Origin of the sequence: Sandarakinorhabdus limnophila DSM 17366 (genome assembly GCF_945882885.1) — a bacterium.
Lineage (GTDB): Bacteria > Pseudomonadota > Alphaproteobacteria > Sphingomonadales > Sphingomonadaceae > Sandarakinorhabdus > Sandarakinorhabdus limnophila_A.
In genome coordinates this window covers 1-15,880 of record NZ_CAMCWT010000052.1, presented here as the reverse complement: position 1 = coordinate 15,880, position 15,880 = coordinate 1, and the positions used below count along the sequence as shown (strand labels likewise).

Below are 15,880 nucleotides of genomic sequence, written 5' to 3'. Positions count from 1 at the left end.
CCGCACATACATCAGCACCACCAGACGGATCACCTCCGGCGATGAGTTGAAACAGCGAAACGGTGACGCGGGTTTGGCTCTCGATTTGCGGCTCATTCGCGCCCGCTAGCAGCATCCCGCCAAGCCTGCCACGTTGCTCTGACAATGCCCGCGTCGCTCACTGCCACATTGGTTTGACAGCGCCGGGCTAATCATTGCAACAGCTGTGATCATCTATCTTGTAATAAGCATGTATGCTAAATTTGGCGCATGAACTCGCTTGCCGCCACTTTGGAACCGGCCATCGCGCCCTTTGCCTCGCCCGATACCATCGGCGTGCTGGTGTCCGATGTGACCCGGCTGCTGCGCCGCCGGTTCGATGCCCAGGCGCGGTCTATCGGTGTGTCCCGCGCGCAATGGCGGGTGCTGATCGCCCTGGCACGGGCCGAAGGCATCAACCAGGCTGGATTGGCCGAGCGTCTGGATGTGGAAACCATCACGGTTGGCCGCATGGTCGACCGGCTGGCGGACGCCGGGCTGGTGGAACGCCGGGCCGATCCTGCTGATCGCCGGGCCTGGCGGCTGTACCTCACTCCGCGCGCGCATCCGATCCTGGCGGAGCTGCAGGCGGTGGCGGTGGATGTGCGCGCCGAAATGCTGGCAGGGTTGAGCGCCGACGAGGAAGCCGCCCTGCAAGGCCTGCTGCAGCGCCTGCGCGGCAACCTGGATGGTCGCGAAGGATCAGCGGCATGAACCAGCGCATCGATCCACCCGTGGCCGGCACAGCGGCATCAGCACGCTGGCGCAGCCGCGTGGCGATGCTGTCGGTGCCGCTGCTGGTGGTGGCGGCTGGGCTGTGGCTGTGGCTGTCCGGGTTGGGCCAGGTGGCGACCGACAATGCCTATGTGCGGGTCGACAAGCTGGCGATTTCCAGTGACGTCACCAGCCGGGTGCGGCGGGTGTTCGTGGCCGAAAACCAGCCGGTGAAGCGCGGCCAGGTGGTGATCGAGCTGGTTGATACCCCGTTCCGCATCGCGCTGGCTCAGGCCGAAGCCCGGTTGGCCGATGCGCGCCGGCAGGTGCGCGGCCTGCGCAATGATACCGGTGGCAGCGCCGCCGATGTGGCGGCCAAGCGCGAGGCACTGGACTTTGCGCTAACCGAGATGGAGCGCCAGCAGACATTGCTTGATCGCGGCTTTGCCACCCGTGCCCGGTTGCAGCAGGCCCAATATGCGGTGGCCAACGCCCGCGCCGAACTGAACCGCGCCTTGTCTGACGACGCCGCCGCCCGCACCGCCGCCAATGGCGTGCAGGACGTGGAACAGCACCCGCTGGTGATGACCGCCGCTGCGGTGCGCGACAAAGCCGCCTTTGAACTGGCGCGGACCAAGCTGATCTCGCCGGCCAATGGTATCGCCACCCAGACCAGCCGGGTGCTGCCGGGCCAGGTGATGGTGCAGGGCGTGGCTGCCTTCAGCGTGATGGTGACCGATAGCGCCTATGTCGAAGCCAATTTCAAGGAAACCGAGCTGCAGGACATGCGGGTGGGCCAGCGCGCCGAGGTGCAGCTGGATGCCTTCCCAGATCATGTGCTGCGTGGCCATGTGGACTCCATTGGGGTGGGCACCGGCAGCGAGTTTTCGGTGCTGCCGGCGCAGAATGCCACCGGCAACTGGGTGAAGGTGGTGCAGCGCGTGCCGGTGCGCATCAAGCTGGACGGAAAGCCACAAGTGCCGCTGATCGCCGGCCTTTCGGCTGAAGTGAAGGTGATCACCAAGTGAGCAGCGCTGCCCCGGTTGTGGCGCCTGCATCCGGAGCCTCGCCGATCACCGTCACGCTGGTGGTAATGCTGGGCAGCTTCATGACCATCCTCGATTCCACCATCGCCAACGTGGCGCTGCCGCACATGCAGCCCAGCCTGAACGCGGCCGCCGACAGCATCACCTGGGTGCTGACCAGCTATATCGTCGCCACCGCCATCGCCACGCCGCTCACCGGCTGGCTTTCGGCGCGCATCGGCCGGCGCACCCTGTTCCTGTGGAGTGTCGCGGCTTTCACCGCCGCCTCGGTGCTGTGCGGCATTGCCTCCAGCCTGGAAGAGATGGTGCTGTTCCGCATGATCCAGGGCGCCGCCGGCGCCTTCATCGCGCCGCTGGGCCAGGCCTATCTGCTGGATGTGTGGCCGCCCGAAAAACATGGCCCGGCCATGGCCTGGTGGGGCGTTGGCATCATGGTCGGGCCGATCCTGGGCCCGGTGATCGGCGGCTGGCTCACCGACAGTTTCGATTGGCGCTGGGTGTTCCTGATCAACCTGCCGTTCGGCATCATGTGCCTGACCTGGGCGGCGGCCACCCTGCCGAAACCGCAGCTTGAGCAGCGACGCTTCGACATGACCGGCTTTGCCCTGCTGGCCGTGGGCATGGCGGCGCTGCAACTCGGCCTCGATCGCGGCCAGCTGCTGGACTGGCTGGAAAGCTGGGAAGTGCGGGCCGAATTCGGCATCGCCATCGCCGGCCTATGGGCCTTTGGCGTGCACGCGCTGGCGACGCCGGGCGGCATCGTTGATCGCGAACTTCTCACCGATCGCAACGCGCTCACTGGCATGGTGTTCATCACGTTGGTCGGCTTCCTGCTGGTCGCAACGACCGCGCTGCTGCCCACCATGCTGCAAACGCTGTATGGCTATCCGGTGGTTTCAGCCGGCGCGCTGATGATGCCGCGCGGCATCGGCATGATGATGGCGATGATGGCCGCCGGGCAACTGGTCGGGCGCGGCGTTGATCCGCGGCTGATGCTGACGGCCGGTTTCACCATCACGGGTGCTGCGTTGTGGGGCATGAGCCTGTTCTCCCCGGCGCAGGGCGCCCAGCCGTTCGTGATCACCGGGTTTTTCCAGGGCGCCGGCTTGGGTCTGATCTTTGTGCCATTGAACACGATGGCTTTTGCCAGCCTGCCGATGCGGCTGCGGGCCGATGCGTCGGCCATTTACATGCTGCTGCGGAACATCGGCGGTTCGGTCGGAATCAGCCTGGCGGTCGCCCTGCTGGAACGCCAAACCCAGACCGCGCACGCCGATCTGGGCAGCGGTATCACCCCGTTCAATCTGCCCTGGGCCGATCCAGCCGCCCTGGCCGCTGCCGGTGCCGGCAGCGTGGTGGCCATGCTGGATGGCGCGGTGAACAAGCAGGCATTGATGATTGCCTATATCGATGTCTATCGCGCCATGGCGTTCATGGCCTTTGCCATGCTGCCACTGCTGCTGGTGTTGCGCCGGCCGCAGCGGCCCGCCTCAAAAGCCGATGTGGTGCATCTCGCGGACTGAACCGGTCATACCGGAGGCGGCGTCAGGCCCACCAGTTTCATCACCACCACTTGGCTCAGCATCACCACCAGCCACCACAGGCAGGCCCGGCCAACCCGGCCCCAGCGCTGCCCGGCCATCAGCAGCGATGTGGCCAACGCCGGCACCACAAAGCCCACCCAGATCACCCAGGCGGTGGCGATGGTCATCACCCACGGCGGTGCGCGTGGCGGCGCCAGGATCAGCGCGCCGGCCAGGATGGCGCACAGCCAGGCCGTGGCCAACAACGCCACCAGCCAACCGGTGAGGCCCTTGGGCCGATCCACGAACTGGGCGATCAGCAGACCCAGCAAGGTGGCCAGCGCAATCGGGATGGCGTTGATAACGATATAGATCATTGCGCCAGCTTGCCGGCTTTCGCGGCCCATGCAAGGAAAAGCCGGCTATTGGAGGACCCAGAATGAGCGTTTTGCCCCCCCTGCTTTTGGGCCGATTGAACCATGTCGGCATCGCCTGCGTGTCGATTGACGACACCGTGGCCATGTATGGCCGCCTGTTCGGCGCGACGGTTTCGCGGGCCAAGTTCGATCTGCCGGCGCAGGGCGTGCGCGTCGCCTTCATCGATGTCGCCAACAGCCAGCTGGAACTGATCGAGCCGCTGGGCGACGACAGCCCCATCCACGGTTTCCTGAAGAAGAACCCCAATGGCGGGCAGCATCATGTGTGTTTCGAGGTGAAAGACATCATCGCGGCGCGCGATGCGATGCGCGCCCGGGGCGCAACTGTGCTGGGCACAGGCGAACTGCGCATGGGCGCGCACGGCGTGCCAGTAATCTTTGTGCACCCGCGCGATACTGGCGGCGTGCTGGTGGAGTTGATGCAGGAACCGCCGGAAGGGCATCACTGACAAGGAAAAGGCCGGAGCAATGCTCCGCCCTCATGTCAGACGGGCTGCGGTTGGCAGCTGCCCGCTCAATCCTTCTTGCGGCCGCTCAGCAGCCAGCCGACTACGAAGCCCAGCGCGATGCCGGCACCCAGCGCGGCGAGCGGCTGTTCCTGCACGGTGGTGCGCACCTTGGCAGTGCCTTCTTCGGCCACCTTCTGGGCGCGTTCCTTGACTTCGCGGGCCTTTTCCGGGGCCGCATCGGCCAGTTCACGGGCCTTGGCGGCGGCCTTGTCATAGGCGGCGCTGGCAGTTTCCTTAGCCTTTCCAATGGCCTTGTCGGCCTGATCCTTCAGGTCGCCCTTCAACTTCTCGATCTTGCTGGCCGCGGTTTCGATGGTTTCGGCAACGGCGGGCATGGTTTCCGTGGTCTCGCTGTTATCAGACATGGCGCAATCCTTTCGAGGGCAATCGATTCAACAGATCGAAGTTAGTGCGTGAGGCGACAGATTTGAAGTCCGTATTGACCACATAACTCACTCATCCATCCGAACCTTGCCACGGCCTGCCTTGACGCCGGCGCGCGTGGTCTTGGAATCCAGCCGGCGCTGCTTCGATCCCAGGGTTGGCCGTGTCGCCCGGCGCTTGATTGGGCGGATGCAGGCCTGCGTCACCAATTCGGCAAGCCGCGCCCGCGCATCAGACCTATTCTGCACCTGATCGCGGAACCGGTTGGCACTGATCACGATGACACCATCGCCGGTGGCGCGCCTGCCGGCCAATTTCAGCAGCCGTTCCTTCACCTCGTCCGGAAGGCTGGGTGAAGCCACCACGTCGAAGCGCAGCTGCACCGCCGATGAAACCTTGTTGACGTTCTGGCCGCCGGGACCGCTCGAGCGCACGAACGATTCAATCAGTTCGTCTTCCGGGATGGTTATCGCCATGATGTGCGCCTAACCCGATTCGATTGCGGAGGCTATTGCCATGATCATTGTTCACCATCTCAACAACAGCCGCTCTCAACGCATCCTGTGGCTGCTGGAAGAACTGGCTACGCCCTACGAGATCAAGCATTACAATCGCGACGCCGTGACCAATCTGGCGCCGCCGGAACTGAAGGCCGTGCATCCGCTGGGCAAGAGCCCGGTGATCGAAGCCGATGGCAAGATCATCTTTGAAAGCGGCGCCATCACCGACTGGATCATCCGCAAACACGGGCAAGGCCGCTTCATGCCAGCGCCGGGGACGGCGGCTCATGAGGATTATCTGATGTGGCTGCATTTCGCCGAAGGTTCGGCGATGACACCGTTCCTGCTGGCGCTCTACACCGCCCGGTTGGGCGAGGCCGCCGCGCCGCTGGCCCCGCGCATTCAGGAACAGATTGGTGCGCATGTCGCCTATTTCAGCCAGTGCCTTGGGGAAAACGACTGGCTGGTGAACAATGAGCTTTCAGGCGCAGACATCATGATGAGCTTCATCGCCGAAATCGCCACCATGCAGGGCCTGGGCGCGCATTTCCCCAACGTGGCGGCTTATGCGAAGCGCCTGCAGTCGCGCCCGGCGTGGATCAAGGCCGCCGAGCAGACCGAGCCTTACAATTTCCGCATTGCAGGCTGACGGGTCGCCAGCAGATTCAGCGCCAGGCCGCCGATGATCAGTGCGGCGGCCAGCAGCTTCCACGGCGGCAGCGGTTCACCAAGAAACAGCGCGGTGGAGGCCATGCCGAACACCGGCACAAGCAGCGACGTGGGCGCCACGCTGGTGGCCGGATAGCGCGCCAGCAGCCAGCCCCAGGCGCCATAGCCGAACAGGGTATTGCCCACCGCCTGCCACGCCACCGCCACCCAAATGGCGGGCGTGGTGGCCTGCAGCGCGGTTTCGATGGCCGGCCAGCCTTCGAACCACAGCGCCAGCCCAGCCAGCGGCGGCACCGCAAACAGTGACGACCAGGTGATGAAGCCCAGCATGTCCACCTTGCCGGCGGCGCGCTGGGCCATGTTGCCCAGGCTCCAGCCAAAGGCCGCGCCCAGCACAAGGACGATGCCGGTGATCGTGACCTCGCCGCCAGTGTGGCCGGCGATCACCGCCACGCCGCCCAACGCCAAGGCCAGCGCGCCATATTGCAGGGGCTTCAATCGTTCACCGCTGATCACCATCGCCATGGCGATGGTGAAGACGACCTGGCTCTGCACAATCAGGCTGGCCAGGCCGGCGGCAATATAGCCGTTGATGGCAATGAACAGCAGGCCGAACTGGCCCACCCCGATGGCGACACCATAGCCGGCCAGGATGCGCCACGAAACGGCAGGCCGGCGCACGAAGAAGATCAGCGGGAACACCACGGCGGCAAAGCGCAGGGTGGCAAACAGCAGCGGCGGCAGGCTGTGCAGCGTGGCGCCGATGATGGCGAAATTGCTGCCCCACACCATCACCACCGCCAGCGCCAGCAGCAGGGCGCGCGGGCTGAGCGCGGTGCTGCTCATCGCGGTTTGGCGAGCATGTGATAGGCCGCCGCCGCCGCCAGCAGTGCCACGGCCACATTGGCCGCCAGCGGCCGCGCCGTGCCATCATACATGGCCGCGGCCAGCGCCGATGCGGCAGCGCCCATACCGAAGTTGATGCCGCCCATCAGGCCGGAAATCGCTCCGGCTCGCAGCGGATCGACATTCAGCGCGCCGGCCGAAGCATTGGCGGCAATGAGCCCGTTCGAGGACAGCGCCACGAACACCGCCGCCAGCACGACCGGCACCGGCGCGTCGAACAGTGCCACCAGCCACAGCGCCACACCAGCCGCCGCTGCACCCAGCGTTGCCCAGGCCAGTATGGCATCAGGCGAACGATGCTTCAGCAGCTGGCGGTTGACTTGGCTTGATCCGACGACGCCCACGGCAATGGCGGCAAACACCAACCCGAACTGGCTTTCGGAAAAGCCCCAGCTGTTCACCACCAGATCGGGCGATGCGGCGATATAGCTGAACAAGGTAGCGCCATTGGCCGCGCCGACGAGCAGATAGCCGATCAGGCGCTTGTGACCCAGCAGCCGGGCATAGGCGCTCAGCACGTCCTGCCCGCGCGCCGCCTGCGCGGTGGCGGCGGAGCGGCTTTCATCCAAGCGCAAACCGACGGCCGCCGAAATGGCGACGCCCACCGCCACGAACGCATAGAACACGGCATGCCAGCCTGCTGCGGCCGCGATCCAGCCGCCAACGGTGGGCGCCAGCAGCGGCGCGATCGCCAGCACCAGCATCAACAGGCTGAAGATGCGGGCGGAATCGCGGTGGTCATAGCGATCGCGCACGATGGCGCGGCAGGTGACCATGGCGGCACAACAGCCCAGCGCCTGGAAAAAGCGCCCGGCCACCAGCGCCTCGATCGTGGGTGCCAGCGCGCAGAACAGGCTGGCCGCCACATAGACCGCGCAACCGATCAATATGGTCGGCCGCCGCCCTATCCGATCACTGAGCGGCCCGAAGAACAATTGCCCCAGCGCCATGCCGACGAAGAACGTGGACAGCGTAAGCTGCACTGCCGCTGCCGAGGTGCCGTAATCGCGGGCGATGGCCGGCAGCGTGGGCAAATAGAGATCGATGGTGACGGCCCCAAATGCCGTCAGCGACCCCAGCAGCAGGATCTCGCCCAGACTGGGCCGGCGAATTGAGGCAGTTGGGGCAGGCACGCTGCAGCGCTTAGGCTGCCAGACGCCTGAAGGGAAGCGCGCGAATGGCGCAGGCCTCAGGCCCGCGCCGCGCCCTCATCAACCGCGTTGACGCTGTTGTGGCGCAGCGCGTCGAGCACGGTGCGCACGATGCCGGCAGCGTCCAGCCCTGCATCGGCATATTGCTTCGCCGGGGCGTCGTGATCCTGATAGATATCGGGCAGGCGGAGCGTGCGAACCTTGAGGCCGGCATCGGTCAGGCCTTCGTCGCTGGCCAGCGTGAGCACATGGCTGCCGAAACCGCCAATCGCGCCTTCCTCGATGGTGATCAACACATCGTGGGTAGCGGCGAGCTTGCGGATCAGCGCCATGTCGAGCGGCTTGGCAAAGCGCATGTCGGCAACGGTGGTGGAAAGGCCCTTGGCGTCGAGCGTGTCGGCGGCGGCCAGCGCTTCGGCGAGGCGGGTGCCGAGCGACAGGATCGCAACCTTGCTGCCCTGTCGCACGATGCGGCCCTTGCCGATTTCGAGGCGGGTGCGGGTTTCCGGGATGGCGACGCCGGTGCCTTCACCGCGCGGATAGCGCAGGGCGATGGGGCCATCGTCGTACACGGCCGCCGTGTGCACCATGTCCGCCAGTTCGGCTTCGTCGGCAGCGGCCATCACCACCATGTTGGGCAGGGTAGCGAGATAGGTGACATCAAACGAACCGGCGTGGGTGGCACCATCGGCACCGACCAGGCCAGCACGGTCAATCGCGAAGCGCACGGGCAGATTCTGCAATGCCACATCGTGCACCACCTGGTCATAGGCGCGCTGCAGGAAAGTGGAATAGATGGCACAGAACGGCCGCATGCCCTGCGCGGCCAGGCCGGCAGCGAAGGTGACGGCGTGCTGTTCGGCGATGCCAACGTCGAAGCTGCGTTCCGGGAAGGCCTTGGCAAAGCGGTCAACGCCGGTGCCCGATGGCATGGCAGCGGTGATGGCGACGATGTTCGGATCGCGCTTGGCTTCCTCGATCAGCATGTCGCCAAACACGTTCTGATAGGCCGGCGCCTTGGGCTGCGCCTTGTGCTGGGTGCCGGAAACCACGTCGAACTTCACCACGCCATGATATTTGTCGGCACTGGCTTCGGCCGGGCCATAGCCCTTGCCCTTTTGCGTGACGACATGGATCAGCATCGGGCCTTCCGCGGCGTCGCGCACATTTTCGAGCACCGGCAGCAAGTGATCGAGATTATGGCCATCGATCGGACCGACATAATAGAAGCCCAGTTCCTCGAACAACGTACCGCCACCCTGGGCGAAACCGCGGGCATATTCATCGATGCGCGCAGCCGCCTTCTGCAGCGGCGGCGGCAGCACCTTGCCAGAAACCTGCTTCAGATATTCGCGCAGTTCCAGGAACTTGCGGCCCGACAGCAGGCGCGACAGATAGGATGACAGCGCGCCCACCGGCGGCGCGATGGACATGTCGTTGTCGTTCAAAATCACCACGAGCCGGTTGCCGGCTTCGCGGGCATTGTTCATCGCCTCATAGGCCATGCCGGCCGACATGGCGCCATCACCGATCACGGCGATGCCCTTGCCTGGCTTGTTCATCATCTTGTTGGCGACGGCAAAGCCCAGCGCCGCCGAGATGGAGGTGCTGCTGTGCGCGGCGCCGAACGGATCATATTCGCTCTCGGTGCGCTTGGTGAAGCCGCTGAGGCCGCCGCCCTGGCGCAGGGTGCGGATGCGCTCGCGCCGGCCAGTAATAATCTTGTGCGGATAGGCCTGATGGCCGACGTCCCACACCAATTTGTCGTCCGGCGTGTTGAACACATAATGGAGAGCGACGGTCAGCTCGACCACGCCAAGGCCGGCACCGAGGTGGCCCCCGGTCACCGAAACGGCGTGAATCATTTCCTGGCGGAGTTCATCCGCCAATTGCCGCAACTGCCCGGGTTCCAGCCTGCGCAGATCGGCCGGAATGTTGACCTGGTCGAGAAGCGGGGTTTCAAGCGTCATGAGAACGGCTCGCAATCGATGAATCTTTAGTAATTGCCCTTAGCGAGAATGGCGGGGCCTGTCATCCGAAGTGTCAATCCAACATGACAGTTTCATTGCCGCAGCACGGCATCATGCTGATTTCAGGCGCAGTTTGCGCAAAGGCCGCGCACTTCGATCACCGGGCGCTCCGGGGTGAAGCCCGCCGCCAGCGCTGCACTGCGCACGTCGCCGGTAATGCGGTCATCATCAACATGAGTCGCCCCGCCGCAGCGGTCACACACCAGGAAAATGCAATCGTGCGGGCAATCGGGGTGGACATTGGCGATGAAGGCGTTGGCGCTTTCGACCCGGCTGGCCACGTTGTTGGCCACGAACAGATCGAGAATGCGATAGACGCTGTTAGCGGCAATGCGGCGGCCGCTGGCCGTGGAGACCGCATCGGTCACATCATAGGCCGAAACCGGGCGATCATATCCTGCAAGTGCGGCAAACACGGTTGCGCGCAGGGGCGTCCATTGCTCGCCGGCGCTTTTCAGCCGGGCCTGGGCGGCGGCGGCAAGATCGGCTCGGCTGTGATGCTGTCCGTGGCTGTGGGCGGGGTGTGCCATGATCTGCATATCGGGCTTTGCGGCCCGCCATGCAAGACGGCTGGTGGCTCAGGTACGACGCAGCGCCCTCATGTTCTGCCAGTGAGCAAACGCCAGGATCGCCACCCCGGCAACAGAAACAAGCATTTCGGCGACCGCACCATGTTCCACCGCCAGCGAGATCGCCATCACCGCCAACCCGATCACGCCCATCATGCCGATGTCGCTGCGGCCGTGCCGGCGCCAACCGCGCCACAGCGCCACAGCTGCCAAAGGCATTGCCAGCATCAGACCAATGAAGTGAACCCGATGATCGAGCCAGTCACCTGTCATCGCAAATACGGTCAGCAGCACTAACCCAGCCATGCAATGCAAAAGGCACAGGCCCGACAGGCCGATGGCGATCCGATCGAGGAGGCTGCTGGGCAACGGCACGCGATTGGTGTTACATTATTACATCCTTGGCGACAACCCCTTTTGGCCTGAGAGCAATCCCTTTTGGCCTGGCGGCACTGGGCCTGCTCGCGCGTTGCCATGCAGATTGCCGGCCGCTAGACACCAGAATTCCCTGATCTGGAGATTGCCCGATGCGCGCCCCACAAGCCCAGCTTCTTGCCCTGCTGCTTGCCGGCGTTGCCGCCCCAACACTGGCTGCGCCTGATCTGGCGATGGTGGCGCGGATTACCGATGAAGCCATGAACCACGGCGAAGTGGTGGATACCGTGGCCTATTTGACCGACCGGATCGGGCCGCGCATGACCAATTCGCCTGGCATGCGCGTGGCCGAACGCTGGACGCAGAACAAGTTCAAGGGCTGGGGTCTGACCAACGTGCGCACCGAAGGCTTTGATTTCGGCCGTGGCTGGTCGATCGAAAGCGCCAGCGTCATGCTGGAATCGCCGCGCCGCTTGGGCCTGCGGACCATTCCGGTGGCGTGGACGCCAGGCACGCCGGCCGGCGGCATCACCGCTCCGCTCATCGTTGCACCAATGAAGAGGCCGCGCGATTTTGCCGAATGGAGCGGCAAGTTGAAGGGCAAGATTGTTGCCATCAGTTTCCCGCGCCCGCCGGCCGATGCCACCAAGCTGGCCTTTGTGCGGATGGACGACAAGGCAATCGGTGAGCTCGACGAGTTCCAACAGCCGGTGACCGCATCCGACGACGGTGACGGCTGGTTCAAGTTCATCCAGTTCGGCAAGCAACTTGACGAATTCCTGGCCAAGGAAGGCGCCGTGGGCTGGGTGCGCATGAGCTACCGGGACAATGGCCTGCTGCACGGCGAAGGTTATCAGCACCGCGACACGCCCAAGCTGCCGGGGCTGGAGCTGACCGCCGAGGATTATCGCCGCCTTGCCCGGCTGGCGGCAACCGGCGAGGTGACGCTGACCATCAATTCGCAGGTCAAGTTCGACGACAGCGATCCCAATGGTTACAACGTGTTGGCCGATATCGCCGGCAGTGAAGCCAAGGCTGGTTACGTGATGGCCGGCGCCCATCTCGACAGTTGGGTGGCGGCCGATGGCGCGGCCGACAATGGCGCCGGTTCGGCCGTGGTGATGGAAGCCGCGCGCATCCTGGCGGCGCTGAAGGTGAAGCCGAAACGCACGATCCGCTTTGCGCTGTGGTCAGGCGAAGAGCAGGGCCTCTATGGTTCGGCCAACTATATCGAACGCCACTTCGCCAGCCGGCCGGCCAACCCGGATCCGGTGAAGGCCAGGCTGAGCTATGATTTCAAGCTGGGCCAGTATCCGATCGAAAAAAAGGCCGATTACAATCTGTTGGCGGCCTATTTCAACATGGATAACGGCGGCGGCAAATTCCGCGGCATCCATGCCGAAGGCAATTTCGCGGCCGTGCCCATCCTGCAGGAGTGGCTGTCGCCGTTTGCCAGCATGGGTGCCAGCACGGTTGTCGCCAGCCCGACCGGTGGCACCGATCACGAGTTCATGCAGGCCATTGGCCTGCCCGCCTTCCAGTTCATCCAGGATCCGCTGGATTATGGCACGACCGTGCATCACAGCAGCGTCGATACCTTCGATCACCTGCGCCCTGCCGATCTGCTCCAGGCCTCGGTGATCCTGGCCAGCCTGCTGTGGGAAGCCGCCAACGCCGACAAGCCGTTGCCCGCCAAGCCCCTGCCAACCAAGCCGAAAATGACCGATCCCTTCCGTTATGAAGATCCCGACAAGAAGGATTGATGCGGCATCAGGTGGGGTTGGCCGGCATGAACTTTGGGCCTACGGAGGCGTCCATGGCCTCCCTCGCCGCCCCGCTTCCACGTTCCGATGCTCGCCCGCGCGCGGTGGCGCTGTGGCTGCTCGGTATTGCCGCGTTGGTGTTTGCCATGGTCGTCGTTGGTGGTATCACCCGGCTTACGGAAAGCGGGTTGTCCATCACCCGCTGGGATGTCGTGTCGGGCACCTTGCCGCCGCTTACGGAAAGCGAATGGTTGCAGCAGTTTACGCTTTATCAGCAATCGAGCCAGTATCAGTTGATGAACCGCGGCATGAGTCTTGCCGAGTTCAAGGGCATCTTTTTCTGGGAATATGTCCACCGCCTGTTGGGTCGCCTGATCGGCTTCGCCTTTGCGCTGCCGCTGGCGTGGTTCTGGAGGCGCCAGGTTCCAGCTGGTTACAAGCCGCGCCTGCTCGCCCTGTTCGCCTTGGGCGGCCTGCAGGGCGCCATCGGCTGGTGGATGGTCGCCTCTGGCCTCGTCGATCGCACCGAGGTGGCGCCGGAACGGCTGGCCGTGCATTTGTCCAATGCTTTCATCATCATGGCCGGCTGTATCTGGACCGCGCTTGATCTCATCGATGGCGATAAGCCTCGTCACGACCGCCCCCGCGTCTGGGTGTGGCCGCTCACCGCGCTGCTGGCCGTGCAGATCGTCTGGGGTGCCTTTACCGCCGGCTTGCGGGCCGGCCGTGCCAGCGACACCTGGCCGCTGATGTTCGGCGTGCTGATGCCCGACGGCATCTTGAACAGCGCCATCGACGCGGTCAGCGATCCGGTGAGCGTGCAGTTCATCCACCGCAGCCTGGCCTGGATTGCGGCCGGCGGTGTGCTGGCAGTGGCCGCGCTGTTGTGGCGCGCGGGCGGCGGTGTCCGGGCGCTGGCGCTAGGTGGCGTTGTGCTAGCGCAGTTCGTGCTGGGCGTTTCCGTTATTCTGAACCACGTGCCGGTCTGGCTCGGCGTTGCCCACCAGGCCGGCGCGGCGCTGCTGGTGGCAGCGACCGTTTGGGCGGCGCACTGGAGCCAGAGAGGCAAGACATGACCGCGAAGAATGTGCTGGGCGGGCCGCTGCTGCCCTGCTCGATGGAACCGCTGACCGGCTGGTATCGCGACGGCTGCTGCAACACCGATGCGGCCGATGCCGGCCTCCACACCGTGTGCGCCGTAATGACCGAGGAGTTCCTCGCCTTCAGCCAATCCGCTGGCAATGATCTGTCGACGCCGCGCCCCGAATATGGCTTTCCCGGCCTCAACCCCGGTGACCGCTGGTGCCTGTGCGCCGGCCGCTGGGAAGAGGCCCGCGTCGCCGGGTTCGCGCCGGAAGTGGTGCTGGAAGCAACCCACGCAAAGACATTGGAGATTACCATGTTGGGTCACCTCCAGGCCCACGCTGTGTGATCACCCCGTGGGACGGGCAGGATTTCGCCGGTGCCAAGCTGGCGGCGCTGGTTGACGGCCACATCCTCACCTATCGCCGCGACAACAAGCCCGGCATCCCATGGCCCAGCCTGATCGATCTGCCCGGCGGCGGCCGCGAGGGCGATGAAAGCCCGGCCCTGTGCGCCTTAAGGGAATTGCACGAGGAGTTCGGCCTTCTCCTCCCCGAACAGCGTATCTGGTGGGCGCGGCCCTTCCCGGCGATGGATGCGCGCAGTGGTTCCCTCGGCCGCACCGGCTGGTTCCTCGCCGCCGCGATCACAAGAAGCGAAGTGAACGCCATCCGCTTCGGCAACGAAGGCCACAGCCCACAACTGCTTGGACTGGACGCGTTTCTGGCCGCCAACGACGCGATAGCGCCCCTGCAGCAGCGTCTGCGGCTGGTGCTGGAAGCGCCGCAAAACTACGCGGTGCTATAATACCACATGCCAAAAACCCCGGTTTTTCCTTGACCTGCACGGGGGTTTGCACGATACGCCGGCTCGACGCCGGGGCCAAAACCTCGGCAGTTTCGTATTTTGAAGAATGGAATCAACGCCATGCTCACCCGGATCACCGCATCGGCCAAACCGGCCGAGATTGAAAAGAAGTGGCTGCTGATCGATGCCGAAGGCCTCGTCGTCGGCCGTCTCGCTTCGATCATCGCCAACCGCCTGCGCGGCAAGCACAAGACCAACTACACCCCGCACGTCGATTGCGGTGACAACGTGATTGTCATCAATGCCGACAAGGTGCGCTTCACCGGCAAGAAGACCACGGACAAGGTTTACTATCGCCACACCGGTCACCCGGGCGGCATCAAGGAAACCACTCCGGCCAAGATCCTGGAAGGTCGCTATCCGGAACGCGTGCTGATCAAGGCCGTGGAACGCATGGTGCCGCGCGGCCCGCTGGGTCGCGATCAGATGCGCAACCTGCGCGTCTTTGCAGGTGCCGAGCATCCGCATGTCGCCCAGTCGCCGGAAGTGCTCGACGTCAAGTCGATGAACCGCAAAAACACCACGCTTGCTGGTTGAGGGATAAGAAATGTCTGACAATCGCCAGTCCCTGTCTGATCTCGGCACCATGGATGCCGAAGGCCCAGTCAACACCGCCCACACCGGTGGTGGCGGCCCGCCCGCCCCGCTGCGTGAGCAGGAAATCGATGCGCAGGGCCGCGCCTATGCCACCGGCAAGCGCAAGAACGCCATCGCCCGCGTGTGGCTGAAGCCCGGCACCGGCAAGATCACGGTCAATGGCCGCGATCAGACCGTCTATTTCGCCCGCCCCTCGCTGCGCCTGGTGATCAACCAGCCGTTCGACGTGGCCGAACGCCGTGAGCAGTATGACGTGGTCTGCACCGTGGTTGGTGGTGGCCTTTCGGGCCAGGCCGGCGCCGTGAAGCACGGCATCGCCCAGGCGCTGACCAAGTATGAACCGATCCTGCGCACCCCGGTGAAGCAGGCCGGCTTCCTGACCCGCGATCCGCGCGTCGTCGAACGCAAGAAGTACGGCAAGGCCAAGGCCCGCCGCAGCTTCCAGTTTAGCAAGCGTTAATCGCAAACTCCATTTTTATAAAAAGAAAATAAGGGCTTGCGAGAAATCGCAGGCCCTTATTTAGTGTAGCACAATCGTATCAGGAGATTGGAAAGATTGACTTCTTGGTTTCCCGGCAATAGCAGAGCGATAGGAGTCAGGACATCTTGTCAACCGCCAAAACAGAAATAGGTGTATTTAATGCTGGAAGGTGCGGATAAATTTCTGAAAATTGCAGTCGGCCTTGGCATTCTTTCTGCAGGCGCGGGGGTGGGCTTTCATTATGGCATATACATCCCC

At 64.3% G+C, this 15,880-nt stretch carries 19 protein-coding genes; 11 read left to right on the top strand and 8 right to left on the bottom strand.

Features of this window, described 5'->3' with window-relative positions; genetic code table 11:
• Window positions 1–249 precede the first annotated feature (249 nt).
• Genes Q7O19_RS10970 through Q7O19_RS10960 form a run of 3 tightly spaced genes read left to right on the top strand, consistent with a single transcriptional unit; the run spans window position 250 to window position 3,301 of the window.
• A complete protein-coding gene (locus Q7O19_RS10970; RefSeq protein ID WP_303782488.1) occupies window positions 250–732 on the top strand; it encodes a MarR family winged helix-turn-helix transcriptional regulator in 483 nt (160 codons plus the stop codon).
• Window positions 729–1,760, top strand: coding sequence for an HlyD family secretion protein (locus Q7O19_RS10965; protein ID WP_303810549.1), 1,032 nt, complete (start codon window positions 729–731; stop codon window positions 1,758–1,760). Before Q7O19_RS10970 ends, Q7O19_RS10965 begins: the two co-directional genes overlap by 4 nt.
• Window positions 1,757–3,301: a DHA2 family efflux MFS transporter permease subunit gene (locus tag Q7O19_RS10960; protein ID WP_303810547.1), complete on the top strand. Its 1,545-nt coding sequence runs from the start codon at window positions 1,757–1,759 to the stop codon at window positions 3,299–3,301. The genes Q7O19_RS10965 and Q7O19_RS10960 overlap by 4 nt, the downstream gene beginning before the upstream one ends.
• A gap of 5 nt (window positions 3,302–3,306) precedes the next feature.
• Here the strand turns inward: Q7O19_RS10960 and Q7O19_RS10955 are convergent, their stop codons facing one another.
• Window positions 3,307–3,678, bottom strand: a complete 372-nt coding sequence (locus Q7O19_RS10955; RefSeq protein WP_303810546.1) for a hypothetical protein — start codon at window positions 3,676–3,678, stop codon at window positions 3,307–3,309.
• A gap of 62 nt (window positions 3,679–3,740) precedes the next feature.
• Between Q7O19_RS10955 and mce the strand changes: the two genes are divergently transcribed.
• Entirely contained in the window at window positions 3,741–4,187 is a 447-nt protein-coding gene (gene mce / locus Q7O19_RS10950; RefSeq protein ID WP_303810544.1) for a methylmalonyl-CoA epimerase, read from the top strand.
• Between the two features lie 65 nt (window positions 4,188–4,252).
• Here the strand turns inward: mce and Q7O19_RS10945 are convergent, their stop codons facing one another.
• Both Q7O19_RS10945 and arfB read right to left on the bottom strand, forming a co-directional pair.
• On the bottom strand, window positions 4,253–4,612 hold the full coding sequence (locus Q7O19_RS10945; RefSeq protein ID WP_022679807.1) for a DUF883 family protein: 360 nt from the start codon (window positions 4,610–4,612) through the stop codon (window positions 4,253–4,255).
• 87 nt (window positions 4,613–4,699) lie between these two features.
• Complete coding sequence (gene arfB, locus Q7O19_RS10940) at window positions 4,700–5,107, bottom strand: alternative ribosome rescue aminoacyl-tRNA hydrolase ArfB (RefSeq protein WP_273434461.1); 408 nt, start codon at window positions 5,105–5,107, stop codon at window positions 4,700–4,702.
• A gap of 40 nt (window positions 5,108–5,147) precedes the next feature.
• Between arfB and Q7O19_RS10935 the strand changes: the two genes are divergently transcribed.
• A complete protein-coding gene (locus tag Q7O19_RS10935) occupies window positions 5,148–5,780 on the top strand; it encodes a glutathione S-transferase family protein (RefSeq protein ID WP_303810542.1) in 633 nt (210 codons plus the stop codon).
• Here Q7O19_RS10935 and Q7O19_RS10930 read toward each other — a convergent pair.
• The 5 genes from Q7O19_RS10930 to Q7O19_RS10910 form a co-directional block, all read right to left on the bottom strand.
• Entirely contained in the window at window positions 5,756–6,646 is an 891-nt protein-coding gene (locus Q7O19_RS10930; RefSeq protein WP_303810541.1) for an EamA family transporter, read from the bottom strand. The two genes, Q7O19_RS10935 and Q7O19_RS10930, sit on opposite strands and share 25 nt — an antisense overlap.
• The gene (locus Q7O19_RS10925) at window positions 6,643–7,839 is read right to left on the bottom strand and encodes a multidrug effflux MFS transporter (protein ID WP_303810540.1); all 1,197 of its coding nucleotides are present in this window, start codon (window positions 7,837–7,839) and stop codon (window positions 6,643–6,645) included. Before Q7O19_RS10925 ends, Q7O19_RS10930 begins: the two co-directional genes overlap by 4 nt.
• 56 nt (window positions 7,840–7,895) lie before the next feature.
• Window positions 7,896–9,827, bottom strand: coding sequence for a 1-deoxy-D-xylulose-5-phosphate synthase (gene dxs, locus Q7O19_RS10920; RefSeq protein WP_303810538.1), 1,932 nt, complete (start codon window positions 9,825–9,827; stop codon window positions 7,896–7,898).
• Between the two features lie 122 nt (window positions 9,828–9,949).
• Window positions 9,950–10,417: a Fur family transcriptional regulator gene (locus Q7O19_RS10915; RefSeq protein WP_303810536.1), complete on the bottom strand. Its 468-nt coding sequence runs from the start codon at window positions 10,415–10,417 to the stop codon at window positions 9,950–9,952.
• A gap of 48 nt (window positions 10,418–10,465) precedes the next feature.
• Window positions 10,466–10,831 (bottom strand): MerC domain-containing protein, encoded by a 366-nt coding sequence (locus Q7O19_RS10910; RefSeq protein WP_303810535.1) that lies wholly within the window; start codon window positions 10,829–10,831, stop codon window positions 10,466–10,468.
• A 152-nt stretch (window positions 10,832–10,983) separates the two neighbouring features.
• Here Q7O19_RS10910 and Q7O19_RS10905 point away from each other — a divergent pair, with 152 nt between their 5' ends.
• The 6 genes from Q7O19_RS10905 (at window position 10,984) to rpsI (ending at window position 15,601) form a co-directional block, all read left to right on the top strand.
• Entirely contained in the window at window positions 10,984–12,594 is a 1,611-nt protein-coding gene (locus tag Q7O19_RS10905) for a M20/M25/M40 family metallo-hydrolase (RefSeq protein WP_303810534.1), read from the top strand.
• Between the two features lie 53 nt (window positions 12,595–12,647).
• Window positions 12,648–13,670, top strand: coding sequence for a COX15/CtaA family protein (locus Q7O19_RS10900; protein WP_303810533.1), 1,023 nt, complete (start codon window positions 12,648–12,650; stop codon window positions 13,668–13,670).
• A complete protein-coding gene (locus Q7O19_RS10895; RefSeq protein ID WP_303810531.1) occupies window positions 13,667–14,026 on the top strand; it encodes a DUF2237 family protein in 360 nt (119 codons plus the stop codon). Before Q7O19_RS10900 ends, Q7O19_RS10895 begins: the two co-directional genes overlap by 4 nt.
• Entirely contained in the window at window positions 14,023–14,484 is a 462-nt protein-coding gene (locus tag Q7O19_RS10890) for an NUDIX hydrolase (protein WP_303810530.1), read from the top strand. The genes Q7O19_RS10895 and Q7O19_RS10890 overlap by 4 nt, the downstream gene beginning before the upstream one ends.
• Window positions 14,485–14,604: 120 nt before the next feature.
• Window positions 14,605–15,081, top strand: a complete 477-nt coding sequence (gene rplM / locus Q7O19_RS10885; RefSeq protein ID WP_022679819.1) for a 50S ribosomal protein L13 — start codon at window positions 14,605–14,607, stop codon at window positions 15,079–15,081.
• Between the two features lie 10 nt (window positions 15,082–15,091).
• Window positions 15,092–15,601: a 30S ribosomal protein S9 gene (rpsI, locus tag Q7O19_RS10880; RefSeq protein WP_303782508.1), complete on the top strand. Its 510-nt coding sequence runs from the start codon at window positions 15,092–15,094 to the stop codon at window positions 15,599–15,601.
• Window positions 15,602–15,880 lie beyond the last annotated feature (279 nt).

Excerpts from the sequence above, each read along its gene's own strand:
- arfB (WP_273434461.1), bottom strand. The coding sequence starts at position 5,107 with ATGGCGATAACCATCCCGGAAGACGAACTGATTGAATCGTTCGTGCGC.
- Q7O19_RS10970 (WP_303782488.1), top strand. The coding sequence starts at position 250 with ATGAACTCGCTTGCCGCCACTTTGGAACCGGCCATCGCGCCCTTTGCC.
- rplM (WP_022679819.1), top strand. The coding sequence starts at position 14,605 with ATGCTCACCCGGATCACCGCATCGGCCAAACCGGCCGAGATTGAAAAG.
- rpsI (WP_303782508.1), top strand. The coding sequence starts at position 15,092 with ATGTCTGACAATCGCCAGTCCCTGTCTGATCTCGGCACCATGGATGCC.
- Q7O19_RS10935 (WP_303810542.1), top strand. The coding sequence starts at position 5,148 with ATGATCATTGTTCACCATCTCAACAACAGCCGCTCTCAACGCATCCTG.
- mce (WP_303810544.1), top strand. The coding sequence starts at position 3,741 with ATGAGCGTTTTGCCCCCCCTGCTTTTGGGCCGATTGAACCATGTCGGC.
- Q7O19_RS10930 (WP_303810541.1), bottom strand. The coding sequence starts at position 6,646 with ATGAGCAGCACCGCGCTCAGCCCGCGCGCCCTGCTGCTGGCGCTGGCG.
- Q7O19_RS10945 (WP_022679807.1), bottom strand. The coding sequence starts at position 4,612 with ATGTCTGATAACAGCGAGACCACGGAAACCATGCCCGCCGTTGCCGAA.
- Q7O19_RS10915 (WP_303810536.1), bottom strand. The coding sequence starts at position 10,417 with ATGGCACACCCCGCCCACAGCCACGGACAGCATCACAGCCGAGCCGAT.
- Q7O19_RS10955 (WP_303810546.1), bottom strand. The coding sequence starts at position 3,678 with ATGATCTATATCGTTATCAACGCCATCCCGATTGCGCTGGCCACCTTG.
- dxs (WP_303810538.1), bottom strand. The coding sequence starts at position 9,827 with ATGACGCTTGAAACCCCGCTTCTCGACCAGGTCAACATTCCGGCCGAT.
- Q7O19_RS10900 (WP_303810533.1), top strand. The coding sequence starts at position 12,648 with ATGGCCTCCCTCGCCGCCCCGCTTCCACGTTCCGATGCTCGCCCGCGC.
- Q7O19_RS10965 (WP_303810549.1), top strand. The coding sequence starts at position 729 with ATGAACCAGCGCATCGATCCACCCGTGGCCGGCACAGCGGCATCAGCA.
- Q7O19_RS10895 (WP_303810531.1), top strand. The coding sequence starts at position 13,667 with ATGACCGCGAAGAATGTGCTGGGCGGGCCGCTGCTGCCCTGCTCGATG.
- Q7O19_RS10905 (WP_303810534.1), top strand. The coding sequence starts at position 10,984 with ATGCGCGCCCCACAAGCCCAGCTTCTTGCCCTGCTGCTTGCCGGCGTT.